Below are 15,211 nucleotides of genomic sequence, written 5' to 3' on the forward strand. Positions count from 1 at the left end.
GCCGGGGAGCCTTCACCCATGCTTATCGACATCAAGAACATCCTTCTCCCCCTGAACGGCACCTATGAACTGGACGCCGTCATGTCGGTCGCGCTGGACTTCGCGCGCCGTTTCGACGCTCATCTGTCCGCGGTCGTGGTCGGATCGGACCCGTCCGAAGTCGCGACGCTGGCCGGTGAAGGGATCTCGGCGGGTATGGTCAATGAAATGATCGACACCGCCATCACCGAGGCGCAACACCGGGCCATCAAGATCCGCAGGGCTTTCGACGCTTTTGTTCACGAACATGGCATCCGTCGTATCGAGCCTTCGAAAATCGGCTCTTCGGCCGGAGAAGGCGTCAGTGCGAGTCTCGACGTTCTTAACGGGACAGAACACGACTCCCTGACATGGCGCTCGCGTCTGGCCGATATGACGCTGGTCCCGAATCTTGCCAAGGACGGCGACCCGCGTGCTTCCGAAACGCTGCATGCCATTCTGTTCGACAGCGGACGCCCTCTGCTGATTGCACCACCGTCTCCGCCAAAATCGGTTGGCAGACGGATCGCCATTGCCTGGAACGGAACGCCCGAAGCCTCGCTGGCCCTGCGCTGCATCCTGCCTTGGGCCCACAAGGCCGAAGCGGTGCAGGTTCTGACCTGTCAGGACTATCAGCGCCGCGGTCCGGGGGCAGACGAGGTCGTGACCTATCTGCGGATGCACGGCATTTCCGCCACATCCCGTGAGTTTGAGGCCGTCAACAGGGACATCGGTATGGGCCTGCTGAACGCTGCCACGGAGTTCAATGCCGACATGCTCGGTATGGGGGCCTATTCCCATTCACGCCTGCGGCAGATGATTCTGGGCGGTGTCACCCGTCATATTCTGGAGCACGCCCAGATCACGGTTCTCATGAGCCGCTGAACACGCCTGTTGCCGCTTACTGCCTGCTGATCTGAAGGAACCGTCCCATGTCCCTGCCCCGCCTCTTCTGCGCCACCTGCCTGACCCTCACGCTGGCAGGCACCGCGCTGGCTCCCGCATCGGCCATGGACACGCACGCTCCACCTCAGGCTGTTGGCTTTACCCTTCAGGAACCGCAGGCACGCCTCAAACTGCGCCTGGTTCCCGGCACTACGCTCGCGAAGGGCTATCGCAGCCCGTTCTATGAGCAGAATGCTGCGACCGGCGCTATTACCCTGCGGACGGATGCGCTCCAGCCGTCCATCCGCGGCCAAACGGCCCCCGCGACCGTGCTGCGCGAAGGGACGGCATGGTATTCCCAGCAGACTCCGGCGGACATGACCGCCACCCTGCATATCGATACATGGCCCACCAATCAGCGCGTCATCATCGGCCAGATCCAGAGCGCGCAGGGACCGGTCGTACAACTGATCGCGGACGGCAAGCGTTCGCAAGTCATTGCCGTCATTCATAATGGTACCGAAACGCGCCGCGTCGTTGCCGGGACCATCTATCCCGACCGCAGCGTCAGCTATGGTCTCTCTTCCCGACCCAACGGAACGTTGCTCATCGTCGTAAATGGAACCCGCAATATATTCGCCATGCCCGCCGCCGCAACGGCTCCCGCTATGTGGTTCGAGGCTGTTGCCGGGCAGACCGGGTGGCACATGCCCTGTCACAGCGACTCAGCGCGCGTAACGTTCACATCCCTTGAGATGAATCATCCGGCAGCGTGATGGTTCTGCCTGTCGAAATGCCCGGTCTTTGCCCCCTGTAACGTCGCGTGCTACCCGACGCGACATGACCCTGTCTCCACGCCTGCTCCGCCTGTGGCTGGGACTCTGCCTACGCTCCACGCGCTGGCAGGTCAGCGGCTCTCCCCGTGCGATCGAAACACTACTCACGCCCCAAAACGGGGCGGTGGTTGCTTTCTGGCACCGGTCCCTGACGCTCAGTCCCGCACTCTGGTTCTGGGCCAGATCGCAGGAGCCACGGCTGCAATTACGGGTGCTGATTTCCCGCAATCCGGATGGCATGCTGATTGCCGATGTTGTCCGGCCATGGGGTATTATCGGTATCCACGGCTCCTCCAGCAAGAACGGCAAGAACAAAGGCGGCGCTGCAGTTTTACGGACCGCCCTGAAAGAACTGCAGGGCGGTGCGATCGTGGGCATCACTCCCGACGGCCCACGCGGACCAGCCGAGCACGTCCAGCCCGGCGCCGTGGCCTTATCGCGCCTTGCCGGATGCGCCGTGGTGCCGGTCGGCATGGCCTGCACGAGTCTGCGTCTGCCCTCGTGGGACGGTCTCGCCTTCCCGCTCCCCTTCGGACGCGGCGCGCTCATTCTGGGCGAACCCCTTTTCCAACCGGGCGCCCCTGACCTCCAGAACGCACTGAATACTCTTTCAGGGCGAGCAGAGAGCATTCAGCGGCATCACCAATCTGGCGTGAGCGAGCATCTGTGGCGTCTGACCGGAGCCCTGCTGGCCCCGGCCCTGACTGTCATGCTCCGCATCCGGTTGCAGAAGGGTCGTGAACTCCCCGATCGTCTGCGTGAACGCATGGGGCTGGGCGACACCCGTCGCCCCGCAGGCCGGATTCTCTGGCTTCATGCCGCCAGTGTTGGCGAAACCCTCTGCGCCCTGCCACTGGCCGAGGCCCTGCTCGACGCCAGACCGGAACTGACACTCCTCTTCACGACAGCAACCGTTACAGGGAGCGAAATCGTCGCGCGCCACCCGCTTTTCGGAAAGCGGATCATCCATCGCTTCATTCCGCATGACGTGCCCCGATGGCTGAGACGCTTCCTCAACCTCTGGCAACCCGAAGGGGCAGTGTTTGTTGAAAGCGAGCTTTGGCCGGGCATCATCGCGGCCTGTTCGGACCGGGACATTCCCGTCATGCTGGTCAACGGACGCCTGTCGGACCGCTCCTCCCGACGCTGGGGCCGTCTGCGTGGCCCTGCACGGCGCATGATGGGACGTCTCTCTTGGGTAGCAGCCCGCGGCCCTGAAGATGCAGCGCGATTTCGCGCACTTGGAGCCTCTCCAGTCTACGAAGACGGCGATCTCAAACAGGATGCGCCGCCCCTTGCTTATGACGAAGCGGAATATAACCGTCTGAAGGCCCTGTTTGGGGAACGTCCAATATTCGTTGCCGCATCCACCCATCCGGGTGAGGAGGACCTCGTCCTTCAAGCCGCCGAAAGCGCCCGCACCCTTCAACCCGATCTTCTAACCATCCTTGTTCCGCGCCATCCCGCCCGTGGCGCGGAACTGGCAGAGCGTTTCCAACTCCCCCGCCGCTCTGCCGGCGAGGAACCGACGCCCCAGACTCCTGTCTGGCTGGCCGACACACTCGGCGAGCTCGGCCTGTTCTACAGACTGGCGGACCGCTGTTTTCTGGGAAATTCCCTGACCGGAAAAGGGGGCGGCCATAATCCGTTCGAACCGCTGCGTCTGGAAGTTCCAACAGCAACCGGCCCGAAAATGGAGAACTGGCGGGAGGCAATGGCCACCATTTCTGATACCATCCAGATCGTGAACGATGTGGAGTGTCTCACACGATGGCTCAAATCCCCTCTCCCGCCCGTCAGGACCACAGGATTGCAGCGCTCGGTCGTGAGCGTCCTGCGAGACCGTATCCTCAGAACGGTTGAACGATGAGAGGTCGCCCACCCCGTTTCTGGCTGCATCCGAGGCGCAGTCTCACCGCCCGTCTCCTCAGGCCGCTTTCTCTCGTCGCCACGACCCTTACCCGCCGCCGCCTCAGGCGGCCCACATTTCATGCTCCCATTCCGGTTCTGTGCTGCGGCAACATCACCACAGGTGGAACAGGCAAAACTCCTCTCGCCCTCGACCTCGTGCAGCGCCTCAAAGACCGGGGCCACCATCCTCATATCCTCAGCCGAGGCCATGGCGGACGTGAGCGCGGCCCCATCGACGTCAATCCCGGACGCAGCACCGCCCGCGACGTAGGCGACGAACCCCTCCTCCTCGCACAGTCCGCGCCGACATGGATTGGCGCCAACCGGGCTGAAGCCGCGCGTCTCGCTATTGGTCAGGGGGCAGACTGCCTCGTCATGGATGACGGCTTCCAGAATCCGACGCTGCACAAGACCGTCTCCATTCTGGTGGTGGACGGCATAACGGGTTTCGGCAACGGATGCGTCCTCCCCGCAGGTCCGCTCCGCGAACCCCTCCCGGACGCCCTCTCCCGCGCACAGGCCGTCGTCGTCATCGGAGACGACAGGCACAACCTGCTCCCGACATTTCCGCGCCATCTCCTGACCGCACAGGCCAGACTGGTCCCCGGCCCTGAAATCCGCACTCTTCAGGGACGGCGGATCGTGGCGTTCGCGGGAATCGGACGCCCAGAAAAATTTTTCGACATGCTACGGGACGCTGGTGTCACACCCATCCGCGCACTCCCGTTCCCCGATCATCATATCTACACGCCTCGTGATATTCAGCGCCTTGAAGCCCTCAGCCGGGAATCGGGCACCACACTGGTCACGACCCCGAAGGATGCCGTGAAACTGCCCTTTCCATTCCGCACACAGGTGAAGGTTATCAGCGTAGAATTGCTCTGGGCTGATCCGAAAGCGCCCGAACGCCTTCTCGATCTGCTGTTCAGCACTCCATGACATCCTTTCTGTACCGCTCGGAAACCTTGCTGATCCGTGGACTTCTGGCCGTGATCCGTGCCCTTCCCGCAGCCGCAGCCTCGAATCTTGGAGGGGGAGTGGCTCGAACGATCGGACCAGCACTGCCGGTCTCGAAAATCGCGGACCGGAACCTGCAACTCGCCATGCCTGAACTCGACGCCCTCGCTCGACGGCGTATCGTGCGCGACTGTTGGGACAATCTGGGCCGGACGGTCGGCGAGTTTCCCCATATCGGCCGATTGAAACACAACACACCCTCCGGTGCAGGATGGAGCGTCGAGGGCGCGGAACATCTTGAAGCCGCAAAGGCTTCAGGCCGACCCGTCATTTTCTTTTCCGGCCACATCGGCAACTGGGAACTCATGCCGCCGATCGTTGCGCGCTACGGTATGCCATTCGCCTCCTTCTATCGGGCGGCCAGCAACCCCGGCGTCGACGGTCTGATCCACAGCCTGCGTCAGGAGGCCATGGGGCAAGACGTGCCAATGTTCCCCAAAGGGGCCAAAGGCGCACGCTCAGCCCTGAAACACCTTTCCAAAGGCGGTCATCTGGGCGTTCTGGGCGATCAGAAAATGAACGACGGAATCGAAGCCCGCCTTTTCGGACGCTCCGCCATGACAGCATCCGCCGCCGCAGTCTTCGCCCTCAGACATGATGCCCTGATCGTCACCGGCCATGTGCGCCGTGACGGACCTGCCAGACTCGTGCTTGTGGTTGATCCATCCTTTTCGCCTGAAAAAACGGATGATCGCGCAAAAGACGTCCTCGCCCTGACGCAGCTTTTCAACGACCGTCTTGAATCCTGGATCCGTGAAATCCCGGGCTCCTGGCTCTGGCTGCATCGTCGTTGGGACAAATCCCTGTACCGGAATATGGCAACATCCTGTTGAGCTATGCGTTTACAGCATGGCAGATTTGCCACAGTAGGGATGGTTTGTGTCGCAAAACCTTCTTCAGACGTTATTAAAGATTGTGAAACGCCCCCTCTGAACCCTAGCCTGAACTCATCACCACGGCCCGGGTGCCCTGCCCGGCTTTTTGATGAGGACTTCCTGATGGCGCAGGTGGCTCACCTTCACGACCTTTCTCACAGCCGCAGCACGAGCAATATCGTGCCTCTGCGACAGGGCCTGCTGCCGCGTCATCGCGAATATCTGCTGCGCTGGCTTGAAGCGGGACAGCGTATGGGTGTTTTCGATGCAGAAATCGCAGATGCTTCCCACGACATCATCAATGTGGACGGAAGCGCACCTGTCGATCATGTTCTGGTCTGGGTCCGTGAAAATCCCGATCCCGCTTACATGCTGCGGCCACAGGGTATGCGCTGGGTGCTGATCGATCAGATCCGCGATCATGAACTGGGCAGCTATGCCAGCTTCGAGCTCGCCCTGCATGTGATCCGCCCGGTTCTGCCGCTCGCCGAGACCTGCGCCGCCTAAACCTGCACCAGGGCTTTCTCGATCAGACATAAAAAAGCGCGCCGTTCAAAGAACGGACGCGCTTTTTTTTGAAAAAATATAGCCTTAGCTTGGGCGAATCGCCACATCCCGGGAAGCCGGAACCACGATGCGCGCACCACCACCACGCTGGATCTGATAAATCGCCAGCGCCCGCGTTACATGTCCGTCCGGCCGCAGGCGGAAGAGGCCATCCACACCCATATAACCATCCGGGCGCGTCAAAGCTTCGACCGTCACACCGCCCTGCCGGATCAGACTGCCAGCCAGAGCCGCCGCGTCATACGCAAAATCGCTGACGGGCGACGGTGCCTGTTTGTAGAGGGCTCGATACTGCGCGACATAGCCTAACCGGTCATGCGCGTCGGGGGCTGCATACCAGGCGCCATGCAGCGCGCCGAGCTTGCCATCAAAGGCCTTCCACAGCGCGGGCCCCATGATCTGCACCTGCGACGAATCGATATGATCGGCCTGAAGCGCGGTGATGACTCGTCCAAGCTCCAGCCCGGTATCAGCCAGCACCAGAGCATCGAATGGCGGCGGCGGGATCGGCGCGGGTTGCGCCGCAGGCGTGGGGGCGGGAGATGGAGTCCCCGCTGGAGCAGCAGCGTCCGGAGTGGCCTCACCTGTCGGGTCAATTGCAGATGGGCCAGACGGCGTCTCCACAACCACTGGCGCAGCGGGCTGACGTGTTTCGATGGCGGACAGCGTTTTCAGCCCGTCGTCGATGTTCTGGGCATCCATTGTATGGAAGACGATCTGCGGATCCTTCAACCCGGCATCCCGGCAGGCCCGGGCCAACCCGTCTCCCATAGCGTGACCGAAAGCATTGTCCGGCAGGAAAGCCGCGAAAGTCTTGCGCCCCGTCGCCCGCGCGGCATCGACCATCCGGCGCACCTGCTGCTCTGGCGTCAGTCCCATCACCCAGACGCCCGGACGGGCCTGCGTGGAGTCGCTGGTGAAGGCAAGCTCTGGCTTGCCTGCATTGATCGCGAGCGGTGCAGCGGCGGCAGTTTCGGTAGCGGTCAGAGGGCCCAGCAGAATGGCGTCACCCCGCGCAAGCGCATCGCGCACGGCCTGTTCCGTCCCGCCCGGACCATTGGTGTCATGAACGTCGAGTGCAGGAGACCCCTTGGCGGAAAGGGCCAGTTTTGCCGCATCGCGCATCCGCATGCCGTAAGACGCATTGCGTCCCGTCAGCGGCAGGATCAGCCCGACATCATGGGCTCCCGGCCCTTCGGAAACGCCCGGAATACCGCCCACACCCGGCACGGAAGACGACCCGCCACCCGAGCAGGCGGCAAGGGTCAGGAAGGTTCCCGCGGCAAGGCCGGTGCTTACACCCTTGCGCAGACGGCTCAAGGGACGACAATACGTCCCTGAGTTTGTCACCGAGGATGCAGATGTCCGAAAAGTCATGTTCCGCTGAAACTCCCTTGAGCGATGCGGCTGAAACGTTACCGGCCGCCCCCCTGCCAGCGCAGGGCCAGGCCGAAGGTGGATGTCTGATATTGGTTGCAACGCCAATCGGCAACCTGGCCGATATCAGCGAACGCGCGATCGAGGCCCTTGGCACCGTGGATGCGATCCTCTGCGAGGACACGCGCGTTACGGCAAAACTCCTTCTTTCGCGCAATATTGCCACACCGACCCGAACACTGCACGACCATAACGAACAGGACCGCACTCCGTTCCTGATCGAAAAACTGCAGGAAGGTGCCCGCTATGCCGTCGTCTCTGACGCGGGTACGCCGCTGGTGTCCGATCCCGGCTACCGACTGGTCCGCGCCGCCATTGCAGCCGGAATACACGTCACGGCCATTCCCGGCCCGAACGCCGTCATCACCGCCCTGACGCTTTCGGGCCTGCCCCCCCTGCCCTTCATGTTTCTGGGGTTTCCGGCTCCACGCAGCGAAGCTCGCAAAACCGGATTTTCCACCCTGCGCGCCACAGAACAGGCGGGTCTGCACTCAACCCTGATCTGGTACGAAGCGCCGCACCGGCTGGTCGAGAGTCTCGAAGACCTGATCGACGTGTTCGGTCCCGAGCGCGAAGCGGCAGTCGGACGCGAGCTCACCAAGCGGTTCGAGGAAATGGTGCGCGGCACTCTCGCAGAGGTTTTGGAACATTTTCGCATGACGACACCACGCGGCGAAATTACGCTGCTGATCGGCCCGTCCGCCGAAGACGACAGTGGCGCGGCCGATCTGGACACGCATCTGCGGGAGGCTCTTGCCACCCATTCCGTCAAGGACGCGGCGGCTCTGGTCGCGGGCATCGTCAAGCTGCCCAAACGCACGGTCTATGCCCGCGCGCTGGAGCTTTCACGCGAACTGAAACACTGAAAGTTCAGTCCGCTTTCGGCAGCACGAACAGCGATTGCGACACATCTCCGCCGAGATGCACATCGGACAGGGCAATCGTGGTCGTGCGCCCCTGCGCGTCCACGACGCTCCAGCCTTCCAGTGCCAGAGGCGCATCGGAGAATACGAGCGTCAGACTGCCTTCACCGGCACTCTGCGTGCGGACAAGCTGAATCCTGATCTGTCCGTCCCGATGCTCGAATCCTGTTACAGTCACATCGCCTGAAAGCTTGAACTCAGGCCGCAGCAGCAGTCCGAGCGGGGTACGGTCGAGCGGAAGGGTCGTAAGCTGATCGACGCTGCGGTCCTGAAACACCACACGACCGTCATTGGCGACCAGCAGCAGCGGGCTTGGCTTGTCATAATCGAAACGCATCCGACCCGGTCGGTCGAGCGTCGCCGTCCCAGTTGTCACGCTGCCATCCGCAGCCGTCTGACGAAAATGCGCCTGAAGCGTCGTCACCTTTCCGAGCGTGTCTTCAATGCGGGACACCCATCCCTGATCCGCGGGACGAAGCTGCACGGGAGCCGTCTGTGCAAAAGCACTGCAAGGCAGGGAGACAGGAAACAGCGCCGTCAGAGCGGCCGCGCGGAAAAAGGAACGATTCATCATGTCTCAGGAACTGCCAATTAGCACGCCGGTTGCAAAAACAAGAGCCCCGCCAAGGAAAACCTGCACCATGGCCGAGCCGAACGGTGTGTCCTGATAGCGCCAGCGTACCCAGGAAATGAGCAAAAGCTCAATCGCCACCGCAACGAGCGCCACGCCGAAAGCAAGACGGAAATCCGGCACCAGAAACGGCAGCGTATGGCCGATGCCACCGCCGAACGTCATGGCTCCGCAGATCAGCCCACGCAGAAGCGGCGCTCCTCGCCCGGACAGCTTGCCGTCATCGGCGAGCCCTTCCGCCAACCCCATGGAAATTCCGGCCCCCAGCGATGCCGCAAGCCCGACCAGAAAAGCCGCATGGGGGCTGTGCGTTGCAAACGCCGCTGCAAACACAGGCGCCAGCGTCGAGACGGAGCCGTCCATAAGCCCGACCAGACCCGGCTGGACAATCCGCAGCACGAAATCGCGGCGACTGTGCTCGTCCTCGCGATCCCGGGAATTGTCATTCAGATGCGCGTCTTCAAGGCGTCGCGCTTCGCGCTGATGCCGGTCTTCTTCCGTCGCCAGATCGCCCAGAAGCTTGCGGATTTCGGCATCATTGGTCTGTCCGGCGGCCTGACGGTAAAACCTTGCCGCCTGTCGCTCCATGTCGGCAGCCTGCGCCCGGATCGCCTCAATTCCGCGATTCTGCATCTGCCAGGCCGATTTGCGGGACGGAAAGCCCTGCACATCCTGCCGCCGGACCAGCGGAATGTGATTGCCAAAACGCCGGACGAACAGGTCGATCAGTGCGCGGCGGTGATGGTTTTCCTCTTCCGCCATATCCTGGAAAATAGCGGCGCTGTCGGGATAGTCTTCCGCCAGCATCTGGCCGAAATCCGCGTAAATATGACCATCCTCTTCTTCGCTGGCGATCGCCAGTGCAAGGATTTCGCGTTCGGTCAGCTCGGAAAGTTTCGTCACGTAGGCAGCAGGTCCTGTCTCATAAAAATCAGATGGCGGCTTCGGTAAAGAGCGGCTTCACGCTCTGCCCCCAGGCACCATTATACAGATCCAGCCAGTGCTGCGCCTGATTCGGACCACCATCGGCAATCAGATGCAGCGGATCGAGATAGCTGGCCTCGTTCCGCACGCGCGCCCGCAGCCCCTGCTCCGCAAGCTGGACCACGCGCTTGGCCAACGGCTTCAGCCCACCCGGAAATGCAGCATCCAGCCCCAGACGCGGCACGTCGGCCCGAAGCTGCTGATAGGCGCTCCAGGGCTGTTCGCGCACCAGCTTTTCCGCCGCTTCCAGCGTTGCCGGATCGTATAGCAGGCCGACCCACAGGGCCGACTGCGCCACCATCATGTCCAGCTTCCCCGCATCCGCGCCACGCATTTCAAGGAACTGCTTGAGGCGCACGTCCGGGAAAACCGTCGTCAGATGGTCTTCAAAATCCCCAACCGTCGGTGTCAGGCCCTTCAGCGGTTCCTGAATGTCGCCAGCCAGCCAGCGACGGAACGAGCAGCCTGCCACGTCGAGGTTCTTTCCGTCGCGGGAGACGAAATACATCGGCACGTCCAGCGCCCAGTCCACATATTGCTCAAAGCCGAACCCGTTCTCGAAGAACACCGAAGGCTGCCCCGAACGCTGGTTGTCCGTATCGGTCCAGATCCGCGCACGGTTGGACAGAAGCCCGTTGGCCTTGCCCTCAACGAACGGGGAGTTCGCAAACAGCGCGGTGGCCAGCGGCTGAAGGGCCAGCGACACGCGCATTTTGCGCGCCATGTCGGCTTCATCGCTGAAATCGAGATTGACCTGAACCGTGCAGGTCCGCGTCATCATATCGAGGCCAAGCGTGCCGACTTTCGGCATGTAGTTGCGCATGATCGCATAGCGGCTCTTGGGCATCCACGGCATTGCGTCGCGCGACCAGAGCGGCTGAAAGCCGAACGGCAGGAAGCCCAGCCCCAGTTCTGCAGCCGGACCGCGGACCTGATCATAATGCTCCTGCATCTCCGCTTCCGTTTCCTGAAGCGACACGACCGGCGCACCCGAAAGCTCGAACTGTCCGGCCGGTTCAAGCGAAATTGCCCGCCCAGCCTGTGCGTTCTGCCCTTTCAATCCGATCAGGTTTTCGCCGTCCATGATCGGCGACCAATCCGGCCCCTGAAGCTTCTCCAGCAATGCCCCGATTCCACGCGGCGCGTAAGGCGGCGGCGACAGAGGATCGCGTCCGTCAGCATCGTGCGGAAGAATGAAGCCGAATTTTTCGTGCTCGGTCCCGATCTTCCATTCAGATTTCGGCTTGCAACCCCGTGAGATCGCCTCGACGAGCTGCGCCCGGCTTTCGATCGACGCAGTATTGGACGTGCCGGGATTGGACATGACGTTTGGCCTCGGTCTGAATTCGTTGTTCGATAATGATTGAACTGTAGCATGTCCGACGGTTCTGTCACCCTCAGGCAGCGCCCTCGGCTCCCGCCGCAAGACGGGCCAGCCCCGCGCACACGGCCGTTTCCGCCCGCAACACGAGCGGCCCCAGACTGAGCGCATGAACGGCGCTATGCCGCCGGAGCATCTCCACTTCGGCATCAGAAAACCCGCCCTCCGGCCCGATCAGCAGAGCAGCGGCCCGCAAGCCCGTCTGCTCGCCGGGACGGCGCTCCAGCGCGGCAAACAGCGGGCGATCTTCAGGCCACTCCGCCAGCACGACACGCAGCGTCTCAGGCTGCAAAATTTCAGGAACATCCAGCCGTTCACACTGTTCGGCCGCTTCCGTCGCAATCACCGCCAGCCGCTCCAGATTGAGCCGGTGCGTATTGGTGCGCTCCGTCACGACGGGTCGAAAACGCGTCACTCCGAGTTCCGTGCCCATGCGGATCACGAGCTCTGTCGCATCCCGCTTGAGCGACGCAAACAGCAGTTCCACGCCCTGCGTCGGCATGGGGTCCCGCTCGCGGTGTTGCAGCAGGATGCTTCCACGGTCTTTCTTCAAAGCCGCAATCTCGGCACTCCACTCCCCGTCGCGCTCGTTAAACACACGCACGGGACTTCCCACGCCCTGACGCATGACGTTGCCCAGATAATGCGCCTGCCCCGGTGGAAGCGACACGGTCTGGCCTTCCACGAAAGCTGTTTCAGACGCAGGCACATAAAGACGGGGATCGGATCGGCTCATCCTTTTCCGATAGCGCGCCTCGGCCATTGACGGAAGCACGTCCACACAGCATCACATCTTTCCATGAGCCAGACCCGCGCCCATACCGATATCCATCTGACCGGCCGCATCGCCCGGCTCCCCGAGCCGTGGCGCTCCTATGCGCTGCTAGCCCGTCTCGACCGCCCGGTTGGAACATGGCTTCTGTTCCTGCCGGGCGTGTGGGGCCTGTTCCTTGCTCCCGGCGCCTCTCTCCAGACTCGGCTGATCGACACGGCGTTGTTTGCGTTCGGCTCTCTTGTCATGCGCTCGGCCGGATGCGTCGTGAACGACATCTGGGACCGCGACATCGACGCACAAGTCGCCCGGACCGCAGGCCGCCCCCTCGCCAGCAGGGCATTGTCGCTGAAACAGGGGCTACTGCTTCTGGCCGTGCTGCTGCTGATGGGACTTGGCGTTCTGGTCTGCCTGCCGCCTGTCTGCTGGGCCCTCGCCCCGCTCGCGCTTCTGCTCGTCGCGCTCTACCCGGCGGCCAAGCGCGTTACCTGGTGGCCGCAGCTCGTTATGGGGTTCACTTTCGGATTCGGCGCCCCTATGGGATACGCCGCAGCAGCCGGGACGCTCGATGGCAACGGGCTGTTGCTCTATGGCGCCGTCATTTTGTGGCAGCTCGGATTCGATACGATCTATGGCTTTCAGGACATGGACGACGACGCCCGCATTGGTGTGCGCTCCACCTCGCGCCTGATGGAAAAAAACGCGCGCTCCTTCATCGGCACCTGTTACAGCCTCATGATTCTGGCTCTGGCGCTCGTCGGTATCCACGCCCATCTGCACTGGATTTTCTGGCCGTTCCTCGCCATCGCAACGGCCATGCTGCTCCAGCAGGTCCGGGTACTGCACCCGTATGACGCTCCGGCATGTCTGAAGGAGTTTCGCCGCAACGTGCCCATCGGGTTCGTGCTGGCCGCAGGTTTCGTCGCGGCAAGAGTGCTTGGATGATCACCACGTTGGGCGATCCCGTCAGCTTCATCCGCGACAATACATGCGTTGAACAGGCCCCACTGGTTACTGAGATTTCCCTGCATCTGGCCACGGAAATCACCCCGATCTGGCAGGCCAGCGAGACCTATCTCGAACAGATTGGGATCGAACCGCCTTTCTGGGCCTTCGCATGGCCTGGAAGCCAGCTCATCGCCCGCTTCATCCTCGACAATCCCGAGCATGTGCGCGGACGTCGCGTTCTGGATGTGGCCTGCGGATGCGGACTGGCCGCCATCGCCGCGTCCCTATCCGGCGCGGCGTCCGTTCAGGCCAACGACATCGACGTCATGGCGCTTGAAGCAACGTCCCTCAACGCGGGCCTGAACCACGCGACCGTCACGCCACTTCCGGGCGATCTGATCGGCACGGTCCCGGACTGTGACCTGCTGGTCATCGGGGACGTCTGCTACAACGAAGCCATGGCCTCACGCATTATTCCGTGGCTTCTGGAATGTTCGAAAACCTGTGAGGTCTGGCTCTGCGATCCGGGTCGGCATTATGCGCCATCAATGCCGCTTGAAGTGCTGGTCCGGCAGTCCGTCTCCGTCACGCAGGAACTGGAAAGCGTGGAGCAACGCGCGACCACACTCTTCAGGCTGCGAGATACTTCCGCCCCAGACTGAGGATTGATCCCGTCAGCGCCACGGTCATGGCCGCCCCGAGGCAAATAAAGGCCGGATGGGGGAAGATCGTAAACAGTGCCGCCACGAGCAGCGCCCCCGTCGTCTGTCCTGCCAATCGTGCAACAGACAACATACCGCTTGCCCCGCCCTCCCGTCCGGGAGGGGCCGTCACCATGATGGCGCGGTTGTTGGGCGGCTGAAACAGTCCAAAGCCACATCCGGCAAAAAGCGTCCGCCAGGCGATATCCCAGTTGCCTGCATCCGTCGGCAGGAACCAGAGGAGACAAAAACCGCTCGCCGTAATGAACAGTCCGATTGACGATAAAACCGACGCCGGGAAACGGTCGGCCAGACGGCTGACCACAAAGGACATCGTTGCCACACCCACCGCCCATGGCGCGATCAGAAGGCCGATCGTTCCCGCCCCGCGATGAAATGCCGTAGCCAACGTGAAAGGCATCGCCACAATGTAAAGATTGGACGCCACGAACCCCAGAAATCCAACCAGACAGGCCAGCAGAAACGGGCGACGCGCCAGAAGATCGACCGGCACGATCGGTTCAAGTCGCTCACGCTGATAATGCAGCAGCATCGCCCAGCACAGCACACCCGCAGCCGTGACTGCGGCACCGGACACGAAATCGGCGTGCATCAGCCCATCCAGCCCCACGCCGGTCAGGGCGAAAGACGCCACCGTCAGGAGCGAGCCGACCACGTCGGTTGGAATATCACTGCGTGGAGTCTGGGGAAGCGCCGCATGTGCCAGCGCCAGAGCAGCCAGAGCCAGTGGCAGATTAATCCAGAAAATCCAGGGCCACGTCGCAACAGACAGGATCAGAGACCCCAGAGTGGGTCCGAGCGCCACGCCGATTCCGACGAACAATCCGTTCAGCGCAATCCCGCGCCCCAGTTCATTATGCGGATAGATGAAGCGAACGAGCGCAATGTTCACGCTCATGATGCAGGCCCCGCCCACGCCCTGTAAGGCGCGCGCCAGCGTCAATTCCAGCAGATTTTGCGAAAGCGCGCAGGCCACGGAGGCAATCAGGAACAGGAAAATCCCGAACTGGCTCAGCCGTCCGAACCCCACGCGCGCGCCCAGAGAGGCCAGCGGCAACAGACAGGACAGATTCGCAAGCTGATAGGCATTCACGACCCAGATGGCCCGCGACGATGACGCATGCAGATCCACCGCGATCAGCGGCAGAGCCACATTGGCAATCGCATAATCCAGAACCGACAGAAGAAGCGCCAGAAGAACGGCCGACATCGCCTTGACCCTCTGCGCCCCGTAGAGCCCAGCATGGCGTTTGGAGTCGTATTCTTCGTGTTGTTGCTCGTCTTCTGTCGTGGTCGTCATGGTA

The 15,211-nt window shown here is 62.2% G+C and carries 15 protein-coding genes; 9 read left to right on the forward strand and 6 right to left on the reverse strand.

Features of this window, described 5'->3' with window-relative positions; genetic code table 11:
• Positions 1–18: 18 nt before the first annotated feature.
• The 6 genes from JK176_RS08440 (at position 19) to JK176_RS08465 (ending at position 6,049) form a co-directional block, all read left to right on the forward strand.
• Complete coding sequence (locus tag JK176_RS08440) at positions 19–903, forward strand: universal stress protein (RefSeq protein ID WP_194261445.1); 885 nt, start codon at positions 19–21, stop codon at positions 901–903.
• 47 nt (positions 904–950) lie between these two features.
• Complete coding sequence (locus JK176_RS08445) at positions 951–1,679, forward strand: polysaccharide lyase family 7 protein (RefSeq protein ID WP_211587437.1); 729 nt, start codon at positions 951–953, stop codon at positions 1,677–1,679.
• A gap of 64 nt (positions 1,680–1,743) precedes the next feature.
• Positions 1,744–3,609: a glycosyltransferase N-terminal domain-containing protein gene (locus JK176_RS08450; RefSeq protein ID WP_211587438.1), complete on the forward strand. Its 1,866-nt coding sequence runs from the start codon at positions 1,744–1,746 to the stop codon at positions 3,607–3,609.
• Positions 3,606–4,589, forward strand: a complete 984-nt coding sequence (gene lpxK, locus JK176_RS08455; protein WP_211587439.1) for a tetraacyldisaccharide 4'-kinase — start codon at positions 3,606–3,608, stop codon at positions 4,587–4,589. The genes JK176_RS08450 and lpxK overlap by 4 nt, the downstream gene beginning before the upstream one ends.
• Positions 4,586–5,500: a lysophospholipid acyltransferase family protein gene (locus tag JK176_RS08460; protein WP_211587440.1), complete on the forward strand. Its 915-nt coding sequence runs from the start codon at positions 4,586–4,588 to the stop codon at positions 5,498–5,500. The genes lpxK and JK176_RS08460 overlap by 4 nt, the downstream gene beginning before the upstream one ends.
• Before the next feature lie 165 nt (positions 5,501–5,665).
• Complete coding sequence (locus JK176_RS08465) at positions 5,666–6,049, forward strand: hypothetical protein (RefSeq protein ID WP_194261450.1); 384 nt, start codon at positions 5,666–5,668, stop codon at positions 6,047–6,049.
• Positions 6,050–6,133: 84 nt separating this feature from the next.
• On the opposite strand, the gene JK176_RS08470 is transcribed toward JK176_RS08465, so the two are convergent.
• Positions 6,134–7,429: a penicillin-binding protein activator gene (locus tag JK176_RS08470; protein WP_211587441.1), complete on the reverse strand. Its 1,296-nt coding sequence runs from the start codon at positions 7,427–7,429 to the stop codon at positions 6,134–6,136.
• Between the two features lie 149 nt (positions 7,430–7,578).
• Between JK176_RS08470 and rsmI the strand changes: the two genes are divergently transcribed.
• Positions 7,579–8,412 (forward strand): 16S rRNA (cytidine(1402)-2'-O)-methyltransferase, encoded by an 834-nt coding sequence (gene rsmI / locus JK176_RS08475; RefSeq protein WP_211587497.1) that lies wholly within the window; start codon positions 7,579–7,581, stop codon positions 8,410–8,412.
• Positions 8,413–8,416: 4 nt separating this feature from the next.
• Here rsmI and JK176_RS08480 read toward each other — a convergent pair whose 3' ends face one another.
• The 4 genes from JK176_RS08480 to JK176_RS08495 form a co-directional block, all read right to left on the reverse strand.
• On the reverse strand, positions 8,417–9,043 hold the full coding sequence (locus tag JK176_RS08480; RefSeq protein WP_211587442.1) for an outer membrane lipoprotein carrier protein LolA: 627 nt from the start codon (positions 9,041–9,043) through the stop codon (positions 8,417–8,419).
• A 3-nt stretch (positions 9,044–9,046) separates the two neighbouring features.
• Positions 9,047–10,003 carry an iron exporter MbfA gene (mbfA, locus tag JK176_RS08485; protein WP_211587443.1) on the reverse strand — a complete coding sequence of 319 codons (957 nt, stop codon included), beginning with the start codon at positions 10,001–10,003 and terminating at the stop codon, positions 9,047–9,049.
• A gap of 28 nt (positions 10,004–10,031) precedes the next feature.
• Entirely contained in the window at positions 10,032–11,408 is a 1,377-nt protein-coding gene (locus JK176_RS08490; RefSeq protein WP_211587444.1) for a glutamate--cysteine ligase, read from the reverse strand.
• 73 nt (positions 11,409–11,481) lie between these two features.
• Positions 11,482–12,228: a 16S rRNA (uracil(1498)-N(3))-methyltransferase gene (locus JK176_RS08495; RefSeq protein WP_211587445.1), complete on the reverse strand. Its 747-nt coding sequence runs from the start codon at positions 12,226–12,228 to the stop codon at positions 11,482–11,484.
• 36 nt (positions 12,229–12,264) lie between these two features.
• Here JK176_RS08495 and ubiA point away from each other — a divergent pair, with 36 nt between their 5' ends.
• Both ubiA and JK176_RS08505 read left to right on the forward strand, forming a co-directional pair.
• Positions 12,265–13,182 carry a 4-hydroxybenzoate octaprenyltransferase gene (ubiA, locus tag JK176_RS08500; protein WP_211587446.1) on the forward strand — a complete coding sequence of 306 codons (918 nt, stop codon included), beginning with the start codon at positions 12,265–12,267 and terminating at the stop codon, positions 13,180–13,182.
• The gene (locus tag JK176_RS08505; protein WP_211587447.1) at positions 13,179–13,847 is read left to right on the forward strand and encodes a methyltransferase; all 669 of its coding nucleotides are present in this window, start codon (positions 13,179–13,181) and stop codon (positions 13,845–13,847) included. Before ubiA ends, JK176_RS08505 begins: the two co-directional genes overlap by 4 nt.
• On the opposite strand, the gene JK176_RS08510 is transcribed toward JK176_RS08505, so the two are convergent.
• Positions 13,816–15,207 carry an MFS transporter gene (locus JK176_RS08510; RefSeq protein ID WP_194261457.1) on the reverse strand — a complete coding sequence of 464 codons (1,392 nt, stop codon included), beginning with the start codon at positions 15,205–15,207 and terminating at the stop codon, positions 13,816–13,818. The genes JK176_RS08505 and JK176_RS08510 overlap by 32 nt on opposite strands.
• Positions 15,208–15,211: the final 4 nt, after the last annotated feature.

It is taken from the genome of Gluconobacter sp. Dm-73, from assembly GCF_018256215.1.
GTDB lineage: Bacteria > Pseudomonadota > Alphaproteobacteria > Acetobacterales > Acetobacteraceae > Gluconobacter > Gluconobacter cadivus.

Excerpts from the sequence above, each read along its gene's own strand:
- JK176_RS08440 (WP_194261445.1), top strand. The coding sequence starts at position 19 with ATGCTTATCGACATCAAGAACATCCTTCTCCCCCTGAACGGCACCTAT.
- JK176_RS08445 (WP_211587437.1), top strand. The coding sequence starts at position 951 with ATGTCCCTGCCCCGCCTCTTCTGCGCCACCTGCCTGACCCTCACGCTG.
- JK176_RS08450 (WP_211587438.1), top strand. The coding sequence starts at position 1,744 with ATGACCCTGTCTCCACGCCTGCTCCGCCTGTGGCTGGGACTCTGCCTA.
- lpxK (WP_211587439.1), top strand. The coding sequence starts at position 3,606 with ATGAGAGGTCGCCCACCCCGTTTCTGGCTGCATCCGAGGCGCAGTCTC.
- JK176_RS08460 (WP_211587440.1), top strand. The coding sequence starts at position 4,586 with ATGACATCCTTTCTGTACCGCTCGGAAACCTTGCTGATCCGTGGACTT.
- JK176_RS08465 (WP_194261450.1), top strand. The coding sequence starts at position 5,666 with ATGGCGCAGGTGGCTCACCTTCACGACCTTTCTCACAGCCGCAGCACG.
- JK176_RS08480 (WP_211587442.1), bottom strand. The coding sequence starts at position 9,043 with ATGATGAATCGTTCCTTTTTCCGCGCGGCCGCTCTGACGGCGCTGTTT.
- JK176_RS08490 (WP_211587444.1), bottom strand. The coding sequence starts at position 11,408 with ATGTCCAATCCCGGCACGTCCAATACTGCGTCGATCGAAAGCCGGGCG.
- JK176_RS08495 (WP_211587445.1), bottom strand. The coding sequence starts at position 12,228 with ATGGCCGAGGCGCGCTATCGGAAAAGGATGAGCCGATCCGATCCCCGT.
- ubiA (WP_211587446.1), top strand. The coding sequence starts at position 12,265 with ATGAGCCAGACCCGCGCCCATACCGATATCCATCTGACCGGCCGCATC.
- JK176_RS08505 (WP_211587447.1), top strand. The coding sequence starts at position 13,179 with ATGATCACCACGTTGGGCGATCCCGTCAGCTTCATCCGCGACAATACA.
- JK176_RS08510 (WP_194261457.1), bottom strand. The coding sequence starts at position 15,207 with ATGACGACCACGACAGAAGACGAGCAACAACACGAAGAATACGACTCC.